This window comes from Cellulophaga omnivescoria (genome assembly GCF_027915275.1).
Taxonomy (GTDB): domain Bacteria; phylum Bacteroidota; class Bacteroidia; order Flavobacteriales; family Flavobacteriaceae; genus Cellulophaga; species Cellulophaga omnivescoria.
Window position 1 is genome coordinate 1,407,261 of record NZ_CP115819.1, and the last position, 22,258, is coordinate 1,429,518.

Below are 22,258 nucleotides of genomic sequence, written 5' to 3' on the forward strand. Positions count from 1 at the left end.
TTATGAAACTGTATAAAAAACATATATCACTTCTACTTATACTAGCATTTATTGCATCAGTGTTTGTTGGGTGTTCAGACAAGTTAGATGAGCCACAGGAAAACAACAACTTTGCTGGTGGTACAGATTTTACAAAAACCGAGGATATGATATTGTCTATCATTGGTGTTTACGATGCTTTTCAATCTCGTGGATGGGAACAACCTTTATTAATTTCTGTTCGTGGAGACGATGTTAATGCTGGTGGTTTAGGTGACCAACAAGATTTTGCCGAAACTGATCTTTTTAATTATAACAAAGATTATTGGATGTACAATTCTCTTTGGGAAAACGTATATGTAGATGTTATTACAGCGCATACAGCTATGGAACAAATAGCACGTTACCAAGAGTTTGCAGATGCAGACGGTATTGATAAAGGAAACCAATACATTGCAGAAGCTAAAGTTTTAAGAGGAATGATGTTGTTTCAAATTTCTCAGGTTTGGGGAGACGTTTTTATTCCAGAATCCTCAGACACTGGCGCACTTTTAAACGTTACAGAGTTACCTACTAAGGATGAGGTTATGCAACATATATCTAACCAGATGGATGAAGCAATTTCATTTTTACCAGACGCAAGACCTAATGAGCGTATAGATATCCCTGGAGGGGTCACAAAATATACTGCTTTAGCTATAAAAGCATTGGCTAACCAAGAACTTAAAAATTACCAAGAAGTTGCTGCTGCAACTGGACAAATAATTAATTCTGGTAAGTTTAGTTTATTTACAGATTATTATGAGCTTTTTAAAACTCCTGGTAAATTAAGTGATGAGAGTATTTTAGATTTACAATATTCAGATTTTGGACAAGGTGAAGGTGATAGAGAAGGACATTTATTTGCTCCTTATGGCCCGCAAAACTGGACTCCGGCTGTTACTGGTGCTGCATCTGGCTGGGGTTTTTATGAGCCTAGCATCAAATTTATAAAGTTTATGTTAGACCGCGGAGAATCTGTACGTTTAGAAACTAGCGTACTTTTTACAGATCGTGGTATTGCCGAGCTTCAAACAGACCCTAATTACAGTACTTTACCAAGTTTTGTAACTAATACTACTAGAGATGGTGATGTTATAAACGACTATTCTAGAGCCCTTTTTTCTAGTGGTAAACACTATTTGCCATCAAACCAATTAATAGAAGGCAGAACAGAATATGGTAGTAACAAAAACTACAATGTTATACGTTATGCAGAAATTCTATTAATGTATGCAGAAGCCATTACACAAGGAGCAACAGCAACTTCTATAACTGCAGATAGTGCTGTAAACCTGGTAAGAGAAAGAGCCCGTATGGCATCTCTTACAGGTGTAACATTAGACAATGTAATAGATGAAAAATTTGCCGAACTAGGTATGGAATGGGGCAAACGCTATTACGATATGGTTAGACTAGGCAGATTTAGCGAGTTAAGCTATGACGGAAGAACATTTTCCGAAGACAAAGTTTACCTTCCTTACCCACAACCTCAGGTAGACCAATTTCCAATTTTAGGGAACTCATCAAACTAAAAAACTAAACGCAATGAAAAATTTAAAATACATTTTAACCTGTATGGTTTGCACATTGTTTTTCTATTCTTGTGACCAAGGTATAGATAACATAACGCAAGTAGCTGCAGGTGCAGATGAAACTGCTCCAGAAGTTAAAATAAATTACCCTACAGAAGGTACAAAAATTAAGGTGCTAGACATTGTTACTTCTATTGTAATAGATTTTGAAGTTACAGATGATATAGAAGTTGCATCTATAAATGTTGCCATAGATAATAATACAATACAATCTTTTACAAGTTTTAAAGACTATAGACGTGTTTTAATAGATGATCTTGTTTATGATAATTTAGTTGATGGCACACATAAACTAACAATTACGGCAACAGATGTAGAAGGTAAAACCACTGAAGCTTCTGTAAACTTTGAAAAAGAACCTGCCTATACACCATTGTTTGCCGGAGAAACCTTATATATGCCTTTTGATGGTGATTATATAGATCTTATTGGTTTACAAGCAGCAACTAAAGTTGGCAACCCTAATTTTGCTGGAGAAAGTGTTGTTGGCACCAATGCATATGCAGGCGCTACAGATGCATATTTAGAATATCCTACAGAGGGTTTAATTGGCGCTACAGAGTTTAGTGCTTCATTCTGGTATAAGGTAAATGCTAGTCCAGACAGAGCGGGTATTTTAATTATTGGTGATGATGCAGAAGACCGTTTTCAGGGTATAAGATTATTTAGAGAAGGTAATGGCGCTGAGCAAAGAATAAAAGCTAATGTAGGTACAGGAGCAGGAGAAAGCTGGAATGATGGTGGCGTTATTAATGTTGCAGAACAAGAATGGGTATATATTACACTTGCCGTTTCTGCTACCAAGAGTACAATCTTTTTTAATGGTGTTGCAGTAAATACTGCAGATTTGGCAGCACCTGTAGATTGGACAAATTGTAATACTGTTACTATTGGTGCCGGCGGAGATACTTTTAGTTACTGGGACCATAAGTCAGACAACAGTGCTATTGATGAGCTACGTTTCTTTAACGAAGCACTTACCACTAGCGATATAGAAAATATGATAAACGTTACTAACCCTTACACAGGTGTTTATGATGGGGAAATGTTCTACGCTGCTTTTGATAACGACACAAAAAATAAATTTACGGCTCAAGAGGCTACCGTAGTTGGTTCTCCAGGATTTGCAGATGAAAGTGTTATTGGTAGTAACGCCTTTGCAAGTACTACAGATTCTTATATAACTTATCCTGCAAATAACTTATTAAGTGGCTCAGAGTTTAGCGCAACTTTCTGGTACAAAGTAAATGCAACCCCAGACAGAGCTGGAATTTTAGTTATTGGTGATGATGCTGATGATCGTTTTCAAGGACTAAGGTTATTTAGAGAAGGTAGTGACACAGAACAAAGAATTAAAGCAAATATTGGTATTGGTACTGATGAAAGTTGGAATGATGGTGACATTATTAACGTTGCAGACCAAGAGTGGGTATTTGTAACCTTAGTTGTTTCTGCTACAAAAAGCACTATTTATTTTGATGGTGTTCCTGTTAATTCTGCAGACTTAGCTGCTCCTATAGACTGGACAGGTTGTGACCTTATAACAGTGGGTTCTGGTGGTGAAACATTTAGTTACTGGGATCATAAGTCAGACAACAGTGCTATAGACGAACTACGCCTTTACAACAAAGCACTTTCACAACAAGAAATACAGTCTATTAGAGACGCAGATTTATAATAAATACATTTTTAGTTATTCATATTTATGAGATTATTTTTAGTAGTATTGGCTGTTGCATCCTTATTAACAGGATGCAACAACAAGCCAAAAAAAATACAAAAACAAGTTTGGACAGATGAAGCCTTAATGGACTCTGTACAAAAACAAACCTTTAGCTATTTTTGGGATGGAGCAGAACCTGTTTCTGGACTTGCTAGAGAGCGTATACATTTAGACAGTATTTACCCAACACATGATAAAGATATAATTACTATTGGTGGTTCCGGTTTTGGATTAATGGCTATAGTTGTTGGTGCAGAGCGTGGTTATATTACTAAAGAAGAAGCATTATCTAGATTTGAAAAATCTGTAGATTTCTTAGAAAAAGCAGATCGTTTTCATGGTGCATGGCCACATTGGTTATTGCCTAGTGGTAAAGTTGCTCCTTTTAGTACGTATGATGATGGTGGAGATTTAGTAGAAACTGCCTTTTTAATTCAAGGTCTATTAACAGTAAAAGAGTATTACGCTAATGGAGGCGAACGTGAACAAAAACTAGTTGCTAAAATTCAGCAACTTTGGGAAGAAGTAGAATGGGATTGGTACACTAAAGGAGAAAACACCTTATACTGGCACTGGTCCCCTAATGTAGCGTGGAAAATGAATTTTCCTGTTGGTGGTTACAATGAGGCTTTAATTATGTACATATTAGCTGCTGCATCACCAACACATCCTGTTTCTAAAGATGTTTATGATAAAGGTTGGGCTTTAGACGGACAAATCGCAAAAGACACTGTTTATTATGGTTTAGAAACAGAACTTAACCATTATGAGCATGATGCATCTCCTGTTGGTCCGTTATTTTGGGCACATTATTCATACTTAGGTTTAAACCCTAAAGGATTAACAGATGCCTATGCAGACTATTGGAAATTAAATGTTAATCACGCTAAAATACACTACAGACACGCAGTAGAAAACCCGAATAAGTATAAGGGTTACGGCAAAAATTTATGGGGATTAACATCTAGCTATTCTGTTAAAGGTTATGCTGGCCACAGACCAGATAACGACTTAGGCGTAATATCACCAACAGCAGCTTTATCTTCTATGCCATACACACCTAAAGAGAGTTTACAGTTTTTACGCTATATGTATACAGAACAAGATTCGCTTGTTGGTAAGTATGGTCCTTATGATGCTTTTAGCTTGGAAAGTGATTGGTCTTTACCTCGCTATTTAGCTATAGACCAAGGCCCAATTCCTGTAATGATAGAAAACTATAGAACAGGTTTATTATGGAATTTATTTATGAAAAATAAAGACTTACATAAGGGATTAGAAAAACTAGGTTTCTCTACAACGCACAAAAATGACAATTAAAAATAGTCTTTTTACAACATTTCTTATACTTGTAATTATCTCGTGCAAAAGCGGAGATGATTACGAGTATACTCCAATTGAATTTCCTACTGATGACGATCCAATTTCTACACCTACAATAACAGATGAGGAGTTGCTAGATATTACACAGGCTGAAACCTTTAAATATTTTTGGGATTTTGCTGAAGAAAATTCTGGTGCAGCAAGAGAGCGATACCATCCTAACGACCCAAATAATAGTAAAAATACGGTTACAACAGGTGGTACAGGTTTTGGTATTATGGCGCTTATTGTGGGTATAGAAAGAGGGTTTATTACAAGAGACCAAGGGTTAGATAGGTTTTCTAAAATTTTAGATTTTTTAGAAAAAGCAGATCGTTTTCACGGTGCCTGGCCACATTGGCTTAACGGAGAAACGGCTGCGGTTATACCGTTTAGTGCATTAGATAATGGAGGAGATTTGGTAGAAACTGCTTTTTTAACTCAAGGTTTAATCTGCTTAAAAGAATATTTAAAAAACGGCACAGATACAGAAAAAGCTATAGCAGCAAAAGCAGATGAATTATGGAAAGGTGTTGAGTGGGACTGGTACACAAAAAATGAAAATACGCTGTATTGGCACTGGTCTCCTAATAACAATTTTGCAATAAACCTAGAGCTAAAAGGATACAATGAAGTTTTAATTACATATGTTTTAGCAGCCGCTTCACCAAATTATTCAATTTCTAAAGAGGTGTATACAAACGGTTGGGCATCTAACGGTTCAATTACATCTGCCAACACAAAATATGGGTTTCCTTTATTAGCTAAACACGCTGGCAACCAAGAGTATGGCGGACCCTTATTTTGGGCACATTATTCGTATTTGGGCCTAAACCCTAAAGGATTATCAGACGAGTATTTAAATTACTGGAACGTGAATACAAATCACGCCAAAGTAAACTATAGTTATAGTGTAGAAAATCCAAAGCAATTTAAAGATTATGGTAAAGATTGTTGGGGTTTAACAGCCAGCTATACCAGAAATTCAGATGGTACAATTGGGTATAATGCTCATAGTCCTTCTAACGATACAGGTGTTATATCACCAACTGCAGCAATTAGCTCTTTACCTTATACGCCAACAGAGTCTTTACAAGCGCTACATTATTTTTATAAAAATAAGGACAAGTTATTAGGGCCTGCTGGGTTTTATGATGCCTTTAGTCCGGAATATAATTATTGGGTTGCAGAACAGTATTTAGCTATAGACCAAGGGCCAATTATACTTATGATAGAGAATTACAGAACCGGACTTCTTTGGGAATTATTTATGCAAAATACTGATGTAAAAAACGGACTAGATAAACTAGATTTTAACTATGCAAACTAAAAATTTAAGTACTATACTGTTATTTGCTTTTGTTGTATTTACCATAAACGCACAACATACAGAAGCATACCAAAAAAAACATTTTATACAAAATACCGACACATTATTGTATAGAATACTATACCCACAAAATTTTGATGAAAACAAAAAATACCCTGTGCTTTTATTTTTGCACGGTGCAGGGGAACGTGGTAATGACAATAAAAAACAATTAACACACGGGAGTAAATTATTTACATCAGAAATAGCAAAAACAGATTTTCCTGCCATTGTAATTTTTCCTCAATGTGCAGAAAATGATTACTGGTCTAAAGTAAAAGTGAACCGAAAAAAAAGTCCCATAAGTTTAAAATTTAAATATAAAAAAGGACCTACAAAATCTTTAGCCTTAACAATGGCTTTGTTAGATAGTATTTCTTCTAAAAAATACAGTAACAAACACCAAGTATATGTTATGGGGTTATCTATGGGTGGTATGGGAACATATGAGATATTGTACAGAAAACCCAACACTTTTGCGGCTGCTATACCTATTTGCGGTGGTGGTGACCCAAAAGCCGTTGTAAACTATGCTACAAAAACTCCTATTTGGGCTTTTCATGGCGCAGAAGACAATGTAGTAAGTCCGCAAGAGTCTTTAACAATGGTTTCTGCCATATTAAAAGCTAAAGGTAAACCTAGATTTACATTGTTTGAAAACGCAAACCATAACAGCTGGGATCCTGCATTTGCAGAACCATTATTGTTGTCTTGGTTGTTTTCTCATTCTTTAAATTAAAATCATTCTTAAAAATTAAAAACAAACCCACCACGGGAATAAAATATAGTATATGAAAAAAACAAAATTACTACTAATGCTCACCTTTTGCAGCAGTTTTCTAGCAATAGGGCAAACTAAAGTTCCTTTTATAGAAAATTTACTTGCAAAAATGACTATTGACGAAAAAATAGGACAACTAAATTTAGTAACACCAGGTGGTGGTATTGCCACGGGCTCTGTTGTTAGTAGTAACGTTGAAGAAAAAATTAAAGCTGCTGAGGTTGGTGGTATGTTTGGTATATCTGGTCCAGAAAAACTTAAAATAGCACAAGACTTTGCCGTAAAAGAAACCCGATTAAAAATTCCTTTGTTTTTTGGGTCTGATGTAATTCACGGTTATAAAACAATTTTTCCCATTCCGCTTGGCACTGCCGCTAGTTGGGATATGAATTTGATTAAAAAAATGGCTGAAACAGCCGCTCTGGAAGCTACTGCAGATGGTATTAACTGGAACTTCTCTCCTATGGTAGATGTGGCTCGTGATCCGCGTTGGGGAAGAATTGCAGAGGGTGCTGGTGAGGATCCCTATTTGGGCTCTGCTATTGCAAAAGCAATGGTACAAGGCTACCAAGGAACAGATTTAACATCTAAAAATACTATGATAGCTACCATTAAGCACTTTGCACTTTATGGAGCTGCTGAGGCTGGTAGAGATTATAATTCTGTTGATATGAGTAAAATAAAAATGTTTAATCAATATTTACCACCATACAAAGCCGGTATAGATGCTGGCGCAGCAAGTATAATGACATCTTTTAACGATGTAGACGGCATACCTGCAAGCGGCAACAAATGGTTACTTACAGATTTACTCCGTAAAAAATGGGGCTTTAAAGGCTTTGTAGTTTCAGATTACACTTCTGTTAATGAAATGATTGCTCACGGACTTGGAGATTTACAAGATGTATCTGCTTTATCTTTAAAAGCTGGCTTAGATATGGATATGGTGGGAGAAGGTTTTTTAACTACGCTTAAAAAATCTTTAAATGAAGGTCGTGTTACTGAAGAGGAAATTACCAATGCTTGTAGAAGAATATTAGAAGCAAAATACAAACTTGGCCTTTTTGATGATCCTTATAAATATATTGATACTAAAAGACCTAAAAAAGACATTTTAACTAAAGCTAATAAAGCATTTGCAAGGGATGCTGCTAAACGTTCGTTTGTATTATTTAAAAACCATAACAACGTATTACCACTTAGTAAAACAGCCAATATTGCATTAATTGGTCCTTTAGCAAACAATAAAAATAATATGTTGGGTACATGGGCTCCTACAGGAGATCCGCAATTATCTACTCCTGTTTTAGAAGGTTTTAAAAGTGTTGCGCCAAAGGCAAAAATAACATATGCCAAAGGTGCTAATATTACAGATGATGCCGAGCTGGCTAAAAAAGTAAATGTTTTTGGAACACGTGTAGATATTGATAAAAGGTCATCTCAAGAACTTTTGCAAGAAGCATTAGACCTTGCTAAAACATCTGATGTTGTTGTTGCCGTTGTAGGTGAAGCATCAGAGATGAGTGGTGAAGCCGCTAGTAGAACAGATATCTCTATTCCTGCTAATCAAAAAAAATTAATACAAGCATTAGTAAAAACAGGCAAGCCTGTTGTTATGGTATTAATGAGCGGTAGACCGTTAACCATTGAAGAAGAATTTAACCTTCCTGTTAGTATTCTTCAAGTTTGGCACCCTGGTATAGAAGCAGGTAATGCTATTGCTGATGTTATTTTTGGAGATTATAATCCGTCTGGAAAAATAACTGCTACGTGGCCAAGAAATGTAGGGCAAATTCCTATTTATCATAGTATAAAAAATACTGGAAGACCTGCACCAACTGAGGCCTTTGAAAAATTTAAAAGCAATTATTTAGATGTTAAAAATGCGCCCTTATTACCTTTTGGTTACGGACTTAGTTATACTTCATTTGCATATGAGAACATCAACCTATCTAAAAAAGAAATTGAACAAGGACAAGATGTAACCGTTTCTGTTACTGTAAAAAACACTGGTAATTTTGATGGTGAAGAAGTTGTACAACTATATTTAAGGGATGTTGTGCGCAGTATTACACCACCAATGAGACAATTAAAAGGCTTTAAAAAAGTATTTCTTAAAAAAGGAGAATCTAAAACAGTAGAATTAATACTTACGGCAGACGATTTTAAATTTTACAATAGCACTTTAGACTTTATTGCGGAACCTGGAGATTTTGAGATATTTGTAGGGACAAATTCTAACGCCCAATTAAAGGCAACTTTAACCCTAAAATAATTAATACATATGCGTATTTATTTAGCTTTTTTAAAACGTGCTACTTTTTTAATATTAATTGTACTAACAACTACTATTGGTAATTCGCAAACAAGGTATGAGCAAAAGGTATTTTCAGACATTAAAATGAAAACATATACCTATGCAGACACGTTAAAACTAGATTTCTACAGCATTAAAAAAGATACCGTTACCAAAAAACCTTTGCTAATTTTAGTTCACGGAGGCGGTTTCAGTGGGGGAAAGCGCGATAATCCATCAGAAATAAAATTTTGCGAAGATATGGCAAAAAGAGGCTACGCTGTAGCCTCTATAAGCTATAGACTGGTGCGTAAAGGTAATCCGCTTGGTTTTAGTTGTAATTGTCCGGCAGACCAAAAAATAGAAACATTTGTATCGGTTTCTAAGGATATTTTAAAAGCAACGCAGTTTTTAATTGATAAAAAAGATAAGCTTGAATTTAACCCAGAAAATATAATACTTATTGGAAGTAGCGCTGGTGCAGAGGCGGTATTAAATACTGTATTTATGAAAAATGAATTTAGCTTTAAAAAATTGCCCTACGCTACTATTAAATACAAAGGAGTAATATCATTTGCAGGTGCCATAGTAAATGCAAATTACATTACAAAAAATACGGCAATACCAACAATGTTATTTCATGGAGTTAAGGATAATTTGGTACCCTATTCTACCGCACCTCATCATTTATGTGAAGAAGATAAGGCAGGTTTTATTATGTTAGACGGCTCCTTAACCATTGCAGAAAAACTAGAGCAATTAGATGTTGCACACACACTTGTTGTAGACAAGAGTGGTACACATAATTGGGCTAGTATACCATACAGTTACACCAACCTTATTGCCAAGTTTATTAAACAAAATGTTTTAGAAAAACAAAACATACAAAGTACAATTAAAGTAAAGCACAAAAATTAATTATGCTTAAGAAGAAGTTCTATATTGTAGTTTTAGTACTAGCTATTATTGGCTGTAAACAAAAAGAACCTCCTAAAAAGCAAGTACACAAAAGGCCTAATATTATTTTTATTATGTCTGATGATCATGCTGTACAAGCAATTAGTGCTTACAACCATTCTATTGGCAAATTAGCTCCAACACCCAATATAGACAAAATTGCTACAGAAGGTGCAATTTTTAATAGCAGCTATGTAACAAATTCTATTTGTGGACCAAGTAGGGCTGTTATTTTAACAGGCAAGCACAGTCATATAAATGGGTTTAGACAAAATGGAGATCATTTTAATGGAGACCAGGAAACGCTACCTAAAATTTTAAAAAATGAAGGCTACCAAACAGCCTTAATGGGCAAATGGCATTTGCATGATTACCCACAAGGTTTTGATAATTGGAAAATTCTTGTAGATCAAGGAAATTATTACAATCCAGATTTTATTGAAAATGGAGACACTACCCGTGTTAAAGGCTATGCTACAGACTTAATTACTGCAGATGCTATAGATTGGCTTAAAAACAAAAGAAAAGACAGTGTGCCCTTCTTTTTAATGGTACAACATAAAGCACCACATAGAAATTGGATGCCAGCACTTCGTCATTTAAATAAATATGACTCGGTTACTTTTTCCTTACCTACTTCTTATTTTCCTAAATTTAGCAATCAAAATGCAAGTAGTACACAGCAACAAACCATTTATAAAGATATGTATGAGGGTCACGACTTAAAACTATCTAGTGGCTTAAACAAAACTACACTGGCCCACAATCCTTGGAAAACAGATTTTGAGCGTATGTCTACCAAACAAAGAGCAATTTGGGATAGTGCATATATAGCTAAAAACAACGCCTTTTACAAAGCCAAACTAAGTAACGAGGAAATAGCTATATGGAAAGGACAAAGGTACTTACAAGATTATATGGCAACTATTGCATCTGTAGATGAAGGAGTAGGCGAAATATTAGATTATTTAAAAGCCAATAATTTAGAGGAAAATACTATTGTTGTTTATACTTCTGACCAAGGTTTTTATATGGGCGAAAATGGTTGGTTTGATAAGCGTTTTATGTATGAAAACTCTTTTAGGACACCTTTACTTATTAAATACCCACAAACCATAAAACCAGGTACAAAAATAAACGCTATGGTACAAAATTTAGATTATGCACCCACTATTTTAGATTTTGCTGGCATACCTAATAAAGCTGAAAATATGCAGGGAATATCCTTTAAAGGTTTGTTAGATGGTACAGTAAATGAAGACGATTTTAGAGACGCTATTTACTACCACTACTATGACTATCCTGCTTTTCATATGGTAAAAAAACATTATGGTATTAAAACAAAACGTTATAAGCTTATTCATTTTTATGATGATATTGATGTTTGGGAATTTTACGATCTAGAAACAGACCCAAAAGAGCAGATTAACCAAATTAATAATACTACTTATGCAAAAGAAATTGAACTAATGCATACTAAATTGAAAGAACTTCAAAAAGAATATAAAATAACTAATAAAGAGTTTACAAAAGCCAAAAAAGAAGACGTAAACAAGGCATACAAACAATTTAAAAAACTTAGAGGCATACCTAAAAGTTAAAAAGTCGGTATTTACACACCGACTTTAACTGACTTAAATTAGATTAATAAAAGAACAATTAATCTAACGCAAATGTTAAGGTTTTTATGGTCTTAAATGTTAATTTAATATCAAAGTTGTATTAACGTTTTACGCTATTACCTCCTCTTTAGTCACTATTTTATTTACAATAAGTGCAATTGCACCATCACCAGTAATATTTGCGGCAGTACCAAAACTATCCATTGCAATATAAAGTGCTATCATTAATGCTTGTGCCTCTGCGTTAAAACCCAACATTGTTTGTAATATACCTACCGCAGCCATAATTGCACCTCCAGGAACTCCTGGTGCAGCAACCATTGCTATACCTAACATCATTACAAAACCAGCAAACATTGTAAAATTAAAATCTAAACCTTGCATAAGCATAAGTGCTACTGCACAGGCAACAATTTTCATTGTACTACCCGCTAAATGTATAGTGGCGCAAAGTGGCACAACAAAATTAGCAACCTTAGGAGATACGCCATTTTTTTGTACTTGCTGTAACGTAACTGGTATGGTAGCAGCAGAAGATTGTGTACCCAAAGCTGTTAAATATGCAGGAGCCATATTAAGTAGTGCTTTTACTGGATTTTGTTTGGTTATTGCACCAGCTATAATAAACTGTACTAACATTAGTAAAAAGTGCATTATAAAAATAATTCCTATAATTTTTAAAAACACACTAAGTACAGACTCTACCTGACCATTATAAGCAATGGCAGAAAAAATACCAAGAATATATAATGGCAATAAAGGAATAATTACCTTCTCTATAACCATCATTATTATTTTTTGAAAATCGTTAGCTACTTTTTTTAAGCTACTTTCTCCTTGTGATGCCAATCCTAAACCAATTACAAATGCCAGTACTAAGGCAGACATAACATCTAATACAGGAGGAATTGTTATAGAGAAAAACGGACTTAATTTTTCTACACCTTCACCAACATTTTGTACGGTTTGTGGTTCTATAAATGAAGGGAAAAAGCCTGATGCTACAAAGTAGGTTGAAAACCCCGAGAATAAAGTAGACCCATATGCTATAGCGGCTGTAATAAGTAATAATTTACCTGCTCCCTTGCCAAGATCTGCAATTGCAGGCATAATTAAACCTAAAATAATTAACGGTATTGCAAAGCCTAAAAACTGACTAAAAACAGCTTTAAAAGTGTTAAATAACCTATTTATAGATTCTGGCAAATACAAACCTATAAGTATACCTAAAATAATTGCAATAAATACTTTAAATAATAAGTTTGAAGTAATTTTTTTAAGCATAGCCTAGTTTTTATGTTTATAAAAAACACAAATATAACCTAAGTAAGCTAGTCACTAATTTATTATAACAGTTACTTATTAACTAGTTAGGTTTATAAACTAGAATTAATCTAAAGAAAAAGAAAAGTCGTTATAACTTTCTGTGCTCCATGCCAAGTGCCTTGTAGCTGGTGATGCTGCTAAAAACGGAGAAAACGTATGCACCTTTACCGTTTTGTTATCTGGTAAAAACTCTAAAATTCGTAACCAACCGTCTCCACCATTACCTTGCCATCCGCCACCCATAGCTTGGGCGTTAAATGCCATTTGACTCACTTTTTTACCTCCTTTATTTTTGTCTACTTTAAAGCCCACGTGAGCTTTAAAATCATCTGCACCACCAATATGACCAGAAAATACTAGTTGTATATTTTTAGATGGTTTTACTAATTTTTTCCAAACTGCCTCTCCGTAATTAGCATCTTTTACAGGATAATTCTCTTTTTCTATACGCTGGTTTTTAGCGTTTAAGTAAGAGTGCGTAAGTACTGCAACTGTATGGTTTTTGTACTTATCTTCATCTACCACATTTTTTGCCCATTGTACAATAGTATCTCTTGGTGCAAACTCTAAGGTCATAAATAAAAATTTACGTCCATTAGGCGCGGTAAAATTAAAAGCTGCGTTTTCTAAACTTGGGTGGCCTCCAGCATTTTTTGCAGCCGCACTTAGTAACTTATAATTAGCTTGGTTTTTATGCGCTGGAAAATACGTATTGTAGTTAGATCCTCTGTGTTCTACACCTTTGTATCCGTAATCATGGTTACCTGCAGCCAACACATAAGGTACTTGCCCATCTAGCCTACCAAACATTCTAGACACAGCCATCCATTGTTGTCTGCTTGTTTGGTTTCCGTTTTTACCGTCGGGGATAATCATATCGTTTTGCTCTACCAAATCTCCGGTACACAATACCATTTTAATATTTAGTGAATCTACGTTTTCACTTATCCAAGCCGTCATTAAATCTAAAGTGCCTTGGTTGCGTTGGTACTTAACGTAGTTTTGGGTATCTGGTACCAAGATTAAACTCCAAGAGTTTGGGTTAGATAGTTTTGGTGCTTTGTATTTTTTTTGGGCTATAATAGATTGTTGGGTTGCAAAAAGTAACAACGTTACTACTATAAACTGGTAAACCTTTTTCATACAAGTGTAATTATTTATCAATCTTAAAAATTGATTGTCTTCTTTTATTTTAGTCATCAAAAATAACTGAAAAATTACTTTTGGAATCTATAAAACAAATTATATAAAGTTAACTTAATATTAAAAAAGGAGCATATTTGTAAAGTATCAACCTAAAAATATAAAACAAATAACCACTTATTAATTCAAAGCTATTTTAATACATTTAAACAAAAATTATATGTTCTTATAATGGTATTGGAGTAACAAAAAAAGCACTAAATACAAAAAATGGACTCCTGAATACGGAAAAGCTCTTTATTACAGATATTAAAGAAGAGTTGTACTCCGACAAAGCTTACAACCGTGCCGTAGTTGCATATAAAAATAACGTTCCTTTTCAGCTCTTGGTAACAGATTTACAGTTTAAAGAAGGATATACATACCGTAAACTTACATCTGGCATAGAGCTTATAAATGCCATAGAAAGGATACAACATACTATTAAGGTTATTGTAAACTCTATGGAAGATTACCTAACAAAAATAAAAGCTCTTTTTAAAGAGCAAAAAATGAATGGGTTTGTATGTAAAGGCAGAGAAAACTTAAATGAACATATGACGGCCATACAAGATGTTTATAATGGTAATAGCTATGTTTCTCCGCAAATAAATATGAGTTCTAACACTTCTATTATAGAGCTAGATGATTTTGAGGCTAAGAATACAACGCATCTAATTGCTAAACTTACCAGAGACGGAATTATATAATTCCTAGATTACTAAATCACAGAAAACTTAAAAAAAACAGGAAGATGATCTGATAAGTCTCTTCCTGCATCCAAATTATTACAAGTTTTAATAAAGTCTATAACCTTAGAATCTACCTTTTTATTTGTTTAGAGTAAAAAATATTATCAATAGCGTGGTTGGTATACTGCCCCCTGTAACATTTCCTTTTTAGCGTTGTTTTCTTATTTACTACTGCAGTTTTGTAGCCTTTATTTTTGAGATTGTTAAACGCATCGTTTTTATCATTTATATTAAAATCTCCTACAAGTAATATTGGTGAGGTAAACGAATTTAATATATATTTTGATATTGCTTTTACTTCGCTTTCCGGGTCTCTATTATATGGTCTAGAGTGAAAATTAAGTACGGTAAATTTTTTGCCTTCAATATAAAAATTTAGTAAAAAAGGTTCTCTCTCTACCTGCTCGTCTAGCTCTTTTACCAAAAAACCTCTGCTCTTTATTTTAATATGTTTTGTTTTCCAAATAAAGGCATAACGCTCTGTTATATATTTGGAGCTGTTGGTAGGATTACTAATTACATAGTCCCACTTACTACCTTTTCTATTTAAAATGTCAGATAATTTAGCCACCGCTTGTGCACCGCCATAACCAGCCACAACTTCTTGTATTGCTAAAATATCTGTATCTCTAACAATATCTGCTATTTTGTCTAATTCTTCACTGTTTTTAGTTTTACCAAAATCTCTAATATTCCAAGAGATTATCTTTACTTCTTTAGACTGAGAATACGTAGAAAAATGAAGAGATATTAAACACAGTAATAATAGTTTTTTTAGCATTTTATTAATTATTTAAAAGCAAAAGTAACCTCATTACGGATATCCGTAAAACTATTTTTATAAGTAGGTTTCTTTTTGTGCTGTTGTTACTAATAGTTGCAATTATAAAGATATTTGGTCTGCTTGCTAATGCGGTAATAGGGGAAGTTATCCAAATTAGTAGGCAAGGCCTTTTCTTTACACATTTCTGTATTTTATTGTAAGTTAAATAATGTAAGTTTGTATTTTTCTACGCACAACCACTATGACTAAACCGTACTACGAAATTAAGAAGACCATTACTAATGAGTACTACTATAATTTAAAAACTAGTGAAGGAGAAATAATATTATATGGTGAAGTATTTAAAAGTTTAGAAGCGTGTAAACAACAAATTATTTTTATTAAACAATATGCTTATGATTATGATTACTACTACAGTAAACTAACAAAAAACAACAAGCATTACTTTTATTTGTGTTTAAATAAGGATACGCTGCTAGGCAAAAGCAATATATACAATACAGAAGAAGAAAAAGAACTAGGCATTGCATCTGTAATGCTATGTGCTACAGTAGCTACTATTAAGGTTTTTAGTGAGGAAGAGGAATAGTTTGGCAGCTTAATTTTAATTTACTCTAAACTAAATTCTAATTTTTTAGTTACCCTCATATATTAACTTGTTGCTAATCATAAAAAAACGAATCATAATTTGCCCCCTTGATTATCACCTAAAACCAAAAAAGCCTTTACATTTCTGTAAAGGCTTTTATTTGCTTGTGGTCCCACATGGGCTCGAACCATGGACCCCCTGATTATGAGTCAGGTGCTCTAACCAGCTGAGCTATAGGACCTGCATTTTGCGGATGCAATATTACTATTTATTTTGTTACAATCCAAAAGAACATTGCAGTTATATTAACTTTTTTATTTTAATGGCGCTGGTGCTTCTTGGCAAAGCTCTATTAATGTGCCATTTGTACCCTTTGGATGTAAAAAAGCAACTAGTTTATTATCTGCTCCTTTTTTAGGCGTTTCGTTTAAAACCACAAAACCTTCAGCTTTTAAACGTGCAATTTCTGCAACAATATCATCTACTGCAAATGCTATATGGTGCACACCTTCACCTTTTTTAGCTATAAATTTTGCAATCGGACTATCTTCTTTAGTTGCCTCTAACAGTTCAATTTTATTTGGGCCTTGCATAAAAAAAGAGGTTTTAACACCCTCAGACGCTACTTCTTCTTCTTTATAACTTGGTGTGCCCAACAATTTTTCAAACAAAATATTAGATGCTTTAAGGTCTTTAACTGCTATTCCTATATGTTCTATTTTTTGCATAATCTATCTTTAAAAATATAAAGGCTAAAATTACAACAATTAATCTTTTAGGTAATCCCCTAGGATACTAGGCTAAGGTATAGGACTCTAATAATATAAATTGTACTTTTGCCCTATGGAAACTCAAAGACAGAAAAAAATAGGAGGCGTAATACAAAAAGATATCGCAGATATCTTACAACGCGCAGTGATTGATGGTGGTTTGCGTGGTACACTTATATCTGTTTCTAAGGTGGTTGTTACTACAGATTTATCTATAGCTAAAGTATATATTAGTATTTTTCCGCATAAAAATGCAGACGAACTTTTAGAAGGTATAAAATCTAATCAACCATTAATTAAACATGAACTTGCACAGCGTACCAAAAACCAATTGCGTCGTGTACCAGAATTATTATTTTTTATAGACGATTCTTTAGAATACATAGATGGTATAGAAAAATCTTTAAAGGGAGAAGACAACCCTATAGAAAATCCGGATTTGTTAGAACGCAGAAAAAAATCTTAAGATTGAATTTTCCGCTATACATCGCTAAGCGATATGTACGCTCTAAAAGCAGTCAAAACGCTGTAAATATTATCAATTTTATTACTTTTTTAGTAATTGTTATTGGTTCTGCAGCGCTTTTTATTGTATTATCTGGCTTTGCCGGATTAAAAACGTACAGCCTTAGCTTTAGTGAAAGTTTTGATCCAGATTTAAAAGCTTCTCCATTAACAGGAAAATTTATATCGGTTTTACCAGAACAAGAAACCAAATTACAAAATATAGACGGTGTACTTTCTTTTTCTAAAGAACTAGAAGAAAAGGTATACTTTTTACATAACGAGAAAAGCCATATTGGCTATATTAAAGGTGTAGATAGTAACTACAATAAAGTTACTAGCATAGATAGTACTTTGTATTTTGGCGAGTGGTTATTAGACCACCAAAGAGGTGTAGTTGGTATTGGTATTGCTAATTTACTAGGCTTAACAGTTAATAATTACAGAAGTCCACTACAAATATTAGTGCCAAAACCAAAAAAAGGTGCGGTTAACCAAGGCGGATTTAATAAAACACCATACAACCAGCACAATGTTGTAGTTAGTGGTATGTATAATGTAGCAGAGGACCTAGATAAAAAATACCTTTTTACAAGTTTGCCTGTAGTACAAAAACTATTAGAAAAAGATAGTTTACAGGTTTCTGCTATAAATTTTAAAATTGATGACGCTAAAGATATTAACAGCATTAAAAATGAAATTGCCCTTGTTTTTAACCAGAAGATAGTTTTAAAAGATAGGCAAGAGCAAAATAGCACGCTACACCGTATGTTAAACACAGAAAACTTGGCTACTTACCTAATTTTTACGTTAGTACTTATAATAGCCTTATTTAATGTTGTAGGCGCTATTATTATGATGATTTTAGACAAGCAACAAAACTCTAAAACACTATACTACTTAGGCACAACTATAAAAGAATTACGAAAAATATACTTTATACAGGGTACACTTGTTACCAGTTTGGGTGGTTTGGTTGGTGTACTTATTGGCTCTATATTAATTGTTTCTCAACTAGCGTTTGGATGGCTTAAAATAAACGCATTTTTAGCCTATCCAGTAGAATACAAATTACTAAATGTTGTAATTGTATTAGCTACTATTATTGTACTAGGGTTAATATCTGCTAAAATTGCAAGTAGCAGAATAAGTAAAAAGCTTATTACACAATAAATAAGTAATACCTTAAGGTTTAGCGTTTTTGTGTAAGTAACACAAAGCCATTAAGAAAACTGATGATCGCCAAATTTTTCTAAAACCTCATCAAAAGTAGCAAAAACATCTACAGCATCATCACTAGTTACCATTTTCATACGGTATTGCTTAAAATCTGGTATGCCCTTAAAATAATTGGTATAATGCCTACGGGTTTCAAAAACACCTAGTTTTTCTCCTTTCCAATCTATAGACATTTGTAAGTGCCTACGAGCGGCATCTACGCGCTCTTGCATTGTTGGTGGTGCTTTGTGTTCTCCTGTTTTTATAAAGTGTTTAACCTCATTAAAAAACCAAGGGTAGCCAATACTTGCCCGTCCAATCATTGCTCCGTCTAACCCGTACTCATCTCTCATTTTTACAGCAGCTTCAGGAGAGTCTACATCACCATTACCAAAAACAGGAATATGCATACGTTGGTTATTTTTAACTTGTGCAATAGGTTTCCAGTCTGCATTACCTTTATACATTTGTACTCTGGTTCTGCCGTGTATTGCTATTGCTGCACAGCCTACATCTTGCAAACGTTCTGCAACCTCAACAATTTTAATAGAATCTGCATCCCAACCCAAACGGGTTTTTACTGTAACAGGTAATTTGGTATGCTTTACCATTGCATCGGTAAGCTTAACCATTAAATCTATGTCTTTTAAGATACCAGCACCAGCACCCTTACTTACCACCTTTTTAACAGGGCAACCAAAGTTAATATCTATAATGTCCGGTTTAGATTTTTCTACAATCTCTACCGAGCGCAGCATAGAATCTAAATTTGCTCCAAAAATTTGTATACCTACAGGTCGTTCTTTTTCATAAATATCTAATTTCATCACGCTTTTTGCAGCGTCACGTATTAAACCTTCTGATGAAATAAATTCTGTGTACACCACGTCTGCTCCTTGTTCTTTACACAAAGCTCTAAACGGTGGGTCACTTACATCTTCCATTGGTGCTAGTAACAACGGAAAATCTGGTAGCTGTATGTCTCCTATTTTTGGCATTTGGCAAATTTACAACATATCCGTTACCTAAAAAACAGAAAACATTCTATCTTAGCCTTATGCCATTACAATTTTTACTGCCTTATGAGCCTGTGGTTTTTGGTTACCACTTAAACGTACACCTTATTTTAGAGTATTTGGCATTTTTTATTGGCTTTAGGTATTATGTTATTTTACGTAAAAATAGCAACGATACCATTTCTAGCTTAAACCGTTTGTCTATACTAATTGGTGCTATTTTTGGCGCGCTATTTATGTCTAGACTTATTGGTTTTTTAGAAAATCCACCGTTACACGCTACACAAGGTTTTATAGCAATTGTAAACAACAAAACTATAATGGGTGGTTTGTTTGGCGGTTTACTAGGTGTAGAAATTGCTAAAAGAATTATTGGCGAAAAAACATCTTCGGGAGATTTGTTTACACTACCCATAATTGTAGGTATAATTATTGGCCGCATAGGCTGTTTTTTATCAGGTACAAAAGAGTTTACTTATGGTGTGCAAACCTCTTCTGTTTTTGGTTTAAATTTAGGAGATGGTGTCCTAAGGCACCCTGTTGCATTGTATGAAATTGTATTTTTAGTACTACTTTTTATCGCTCTAAAAACACATCAGAATAAAAAAATAAAGGTAGAAAACGGTAGTTATTTTAAGTTTTTTATGGTTAGCTATTTCTTTTTTCGTTTTTGTATTGAGTTTTTAAAACCTAATGAGTTTCTAATATTAGGACTAAGTAGTATTCAATATTTATGCGTAATTTGTTTTTTATACTATTTTAAATTCATCTGCAAAACACTCATATATGTCGCAAAAAAATTACACTTATTATGATTTTACATTAAGCCTTTGCCCAGATTGTTTAAGGCGTGTAGATGCTAAAATTGTGTTTGAGAATGATAAGGTGTATATGCTTAAAAACTGTAAAGAACACGGTAGATCTAAGGTTTTAATTGCTGATGATATTGAGTATTATAAAAATATAAGAAACTACAACAAAGCGTCTGAGTATCCTAAAACATTTAACACGCAAACGCATTATGGTTGCCCGTACGACTGCGGTTTGTGTCCGGATCATGAGCAACACTCTTGTTTAACTGTTGTAGAGGTTACAGACCGTTGCAACCTTACGTGTCCTACTTGCTACGCAGGGTCTTCACCAACTTACGGAAGACACAGAACATTAGAGGAAATTAAAAAAATGTTAGATGTTATTGTAAGGAATGAAGGCGAGCCAGACGTGGTACAAATTAGTGGTGGTGAGCCTACTATACATCCTAATTTTTTTGAAATTATGGACTATGCCAAGTCATTACCAATTAGACATTTAATGGTTAATACAAACGGAATTAAAATTGCTAAAGATGTTGCTTTTGCAGAAAAATTAGCAACATACGCACCAGATTTTGAAATTTATTTGCAGTTTGACTCTCTTGATAATACCGTACTACAAACACTTAGAGGGGCAGACCTTGCAGATACACGCTTAAAGGCCATAGAAAACCTTAACAAGTTAAACTTAGCTACAACTTTGGTTGTTACACTGCAAAAAGGGTTAAACGACCACGAAATGGGTAAAACCATAGATTTTGCTTTAAAACAAAAGTGTGTTAGAGGTGTTACTTTTCAGCCAACACAAATTGCTGGTAGATTAGAGAATTTTGAGGTTGATGAAAATAGAATTACACTTACAGAAGTACGCCGTAATATTTTAGAGCAGTCTCCTATTTTTGAACCAGATGATTTAATTCCGGTTCCTTGTAACCCAGATGCTTTGGTTATGGCTTATGCTTTAAAACTAGGTGATGAGGTTAGTCCGTTAACACGTTATATAAACCCAGATGATTTACTAAACGAAGGTAAAAACACCATTATATATGAGCAAGATGAAGCTTTACACGGTAAAATGATAGAACTGTTTAGCACGGGAAACTCTGTAGATAAGGCCTCAGAAAATTTAAAATCTATTATGTGTTGTTTGCCAGAGATTGATGCGCCAGAACTAGGGTATGACAACCTTTTTAGAATAATAATTATGCAATTTATAGATGCGCATAATTTTGATGTACGTGCAATAAAAAAATCTTGTGTACACATTGTAAATAAGGATTATAAAATTATCCCTTTTGAGACTATGAACCTCTTTTATAGAGATGATAAAATAGACCGACTTAAAGAACTACAAAAAGAAAACGCATGATACAGTTATTACCTTTAGAAGCTGGCAACCTTGATGGCTTGTTTACACTAATATTATTAATAATGTTTGGTCCTGCGCTCTTATTTTTAATTATTGCTTTAATTATGCTAGGACAAAAAAAGAAAAAGGCTGCTAAAATATTTTTTATTTTAACCGGCCTTTACCTGCTTATAAGTCTGGGTATTTGCGGTGCAATGATTACAGGGTATTAAA

At 33.9% G+C, this 22,258-nt stretch carries 20 protein-coding genes and 1 tRNA gene; 15 read left to right on the forward strand and 6 right to left on the reverse strand.

The window, feature by feature from the left end:
- Positions 1-2 precede the first annotated feature (2 nt).
- The 8 genes from PBN93_RS06250 to PBN93_RS06285 are packed head-to-tail and all read left to right on the forward strand — an operon-like array spanning position 3 to position 11,702.
- A complete protein-coding gene (locus tag PBN93_RS06250; RefSeq protein WP_271081692.1) occupies positions 3-1,553 on the forward strand; it encodes a RagB/SusD family nutrient uptake outer membrane protein in 1,551 nt (516 codons plus the stop codon).
- A gap of 13 nt (positions 1,554-1,566) precedes the next feature.
- Positions 1,567-3,291 (forward strand): LamG domain-containing protein, encoded by a 1,725-nt coding sequence (locus tag PBN93_RS06255; protein WP_271081693.1) that lies wholly within the window; start codon positions 1,567-1,569, stop codon positions 3,289-3,291.
- Positions 3,292-3,318: 27 nt separating this feature from the next.
- A complete protein-coding gene (locus tag PBN93_RS06260) occupies positions 3,319-4,656 on the forward strand; it encodes a glucoamylase family protein (protein WP_077404280.1) in 1,338 nt (445 codons plus the stop codon).
- A complete protein-coding gene (locus tag PBN93_RS06265) occupies positions 4,646-6,028 on the forward strand; it encodes a glucoamylase family protein (protein WP_271081694.1) in 1,383 nt (460 codons plus the stop codon). The genes PBN93_RS06260 and PBN93_RS06265 overlap by 11 nt, the downstream gene beginning before the upstream one ends.
- Complete coding sequence (locus PBN93_RS06270; RefSeq protein ID WP_077404286.1) at positions 6,018-6,806, forward strand: carboxylesterase family protein; 789 nt, start codon at positions 6,018-6,020, stop codon at positions 6,804-6,806. The genes PBN93_RS06265 and PBN93_RS06270 overlap by 11 nt, the downstream gene beginning before the upstream one ends.
- Before the next feature lie 52 nt (positions 6,807-6,858).
- Complete coding sequence (bglX, locus tag PBN93_RS06275) at positions 6,859-9,123, forward strand: beta-glucosidase BglX (RefSeq protein WP_271081695.1); 2,265 nt, start codon at positions 6,859-6,861, stop codon at positions 9,121-9,123.
- A 9-nt stretch (positions 9,124-9,132) separates the two neighbouring features.
- A complete protein-coding gene (locus PBN93_RS06280; RefSeq protein WP_077404293.1) occupies positions 9,133-10,062 on the forward strand; it encodes an alpha/beta hydrolase in 930 nt (309 codons plus the stop codon).
- A gap of 2 nt (positions 10,063-10,064) precedes the next feature.
- Positions 10,065-11,702: a sulfatase family protein gene (locus PBN93_RS06285; protein WP_271081696.1), complete on the forward strand. Its 1,638-nt coding sequence runs from the start codon at positions 10,065-10,067 to the stop codon at positions 11,700-11,702.
- Positions 11,703-11,831: 129 nt separating this feature from the next.
- Here the strand turns inward: PBN93_RS06285 and PBN93_RS06290 are convergent, their stop codons facing one another.
- Both PBN93_RS06290 and PBN93_RS06295 read right to left on the reverse strand, forming a co-directional pair.
- The gene (locus tag PBN93_RS06290) at positions 11,832-13,007 is read right to left on the reverse strand and encodes a dicarboxylate/amino acid:cation symporter (protein ID WP_077404299.1); all 1,176 of its coding nucleotides are present in this window, start codon (positions 13,005-13,007) and stop codon (positions 11,832-11,834) included.
- Positions 13,008-13,112: 105 nt separating this feature from the next.
- Positions 13,113-14,192 (reverse strand): metallophosphoesterase, encoded by a 1,080-nt coding sequence (locus PBN93_RS06295; RefSeq protein ID WP_271081697.1) that lies wholly within the window; start codon positions 14,190-14,192, stop codon positions 13,113-13,115.
- Positions 14,193-14,512: 320 nt separating this feature from the next.
- Here PBN93_RS06295 and PBN93_RS06300 point away from each other — a divergent pair, with 320 nt between their 5' ends.
- A complete protein-coding gene (locus PBN93_RS06300) occupies positions 14,513-14,941 on the forward strand; it encodes a response regulator (RefSeq protein ID WP_271081698.1) in 429 nt (142 codons plus the stop codon).
- Positions 14,942-15,053: 112 nt separating this feature from the next.
- On the opposite strand, the gene PBN93_RS06305 is transcribed toward PBN93_RS06300, so the two are convergent.
- Positions 15,054-15,764, reverse strand: coding sequence for an endonuclease/exonuclease/phosphatase family protein (locus PBN93_RS06305; protein ID WP_271081699.1), 711 nt, complete (start codon positions 15,762-15,764; stop codon positions 15,054-15,056).
- Between the two features lie 244 nt (positions 15,765-16,008).
- Here PBN93_RS06305 and PBN93_RS06310 point away from each other — a divergent pair, with 244 nt between their 5' ends.
- Complete coding sequence (locus tag PBN93_RS06310) at positions 16,009-16,356, forward strand: YegP family protein (protein WP_077404311.1); 348 nt, start codon at positions 16,009-16,011, stop codon at positions 16,354-16,356.
- Between the two features lie 167 nt (positions 16,357-16,523).
- Here the strand turns inward: PBN93_RS06310 and PBN93_RS06315 are convergent.
- Both PBN93_RS06315 and mce read right to left on the reverse strand, forming a co-directional pair.
- A tRNA-Ile gene (locus tag PBN93_RS06315) sits at positions 16,524-16,597 on the reverse strand.
- A 73-nt stretch (positions 16,598-16,670) separates the two neighbouring features.
- Positions 16,671-17,084, reverse strand: a complete 414-nt coding sequence (gene mce, locus PBN93_RS06320; protein ID WP_077404314.1) for a methylmalonyl-CoA epimerase — start codon at positions 17,082-17,084, stop codon at positions 16,671-16,673.
- A 115-nt stretch (positions 17,085-17,199) separates the two neighbouring features.
- Here mce and rbfA point away from each other — a divergent pair, with 115 nt between their 5' ends.
- On the forward strand, positions 17,200-17,592 hold the full coding sequence (gene rbfA, locus PBN93_RS06325; protein WP_013620866.1) for a 30S ribosome-binding factor RbfA: 393 nt from the start codon (positions 17,200-17,202) through the stop codon (positions 17,590-17,592).
- 2 nt (positions 17,593-17,594) lie between these two features.
- The gene (locus tag PBN93_RS06330) at positions 17,595-18,803 is read left to right on the forward strand and encodes an ABC transporter permease (RefSeq protein ID WP_271081700.1); all 1,209 of its coding nucleotides are present in this window, start codon (positions 17,595-17,597) and stop codon (positions 18,801-18,803) included.
- A 50-nt stretch (positions 18,804-18,853) separates the two neighbouring features.
- Here PBN93_RS06330 and dusB read toward each other — a convergent pair whose 3' ends face one another.
- Positions 18,854-19,846 (reverse strand): tRNA dihydrouridine synthase DusB, encoded by a 993-nt coding sequence (gene dusB / locus PBN93_RS06335; RefSeq protein WP_271081701.1) that lies wholly within the window; start codon positions 19,844-19,846, stop codon positions 18,854-18,856.
- A gap of 59 nt (positions 19,847-19,905) precedes the next feature.
- On the opposite strand from dusB, the gene PBN93_RS06340 reads away from it, so the two are divergent.
- Genes PBN93_RS06340 through PBN93_RS06350 form a run of 3 tightly spaced genes read left to right on the forward strand, consistent with a single transcriptional unit; the run spans position 19,906 to position 22,257 of the window.
- Positions 19,906-20,679: a prolipoprotein diacylglyceryl transferase family protein gene (locus PBN93_RS06340; protein WP_271081702.1), complete on the forward strand. Its 774-nt coding sequence runs from the start codon at positions 19,906-19,908 to the stop codon at positions 20,677-20,679.
- Entirely contained in the window at positions 20,651-22,045 is a 1,395-nt protein-coding gene (locus tag PBN93_RS06345; RefSeq protein ID WP_077404325.1) for a radical SAM protein, read from the forward strand. The genes PBN93_RS06340 and PBN93_RS06345 overlap by 29 nt, the downstream gene beginning before the upstream one ends.
- Positions 22,042-22,257 (forward strand): hypothetical protein, encoded by a 216-nt coding sequence (locus PBN93_RS06350; RefSeq protein WP_077404328.1) that lies wholly within the window; start codon positions 22,042-22,044, stop codon positions 22,255-22,257. Before PBN93_RS06345 ends, PBN93_RS06350 begins: the two co-directional genes overlap by 4 nt.
- The last annotated feature ends 1 nt before the right edge of the window (position 22,258 follow it).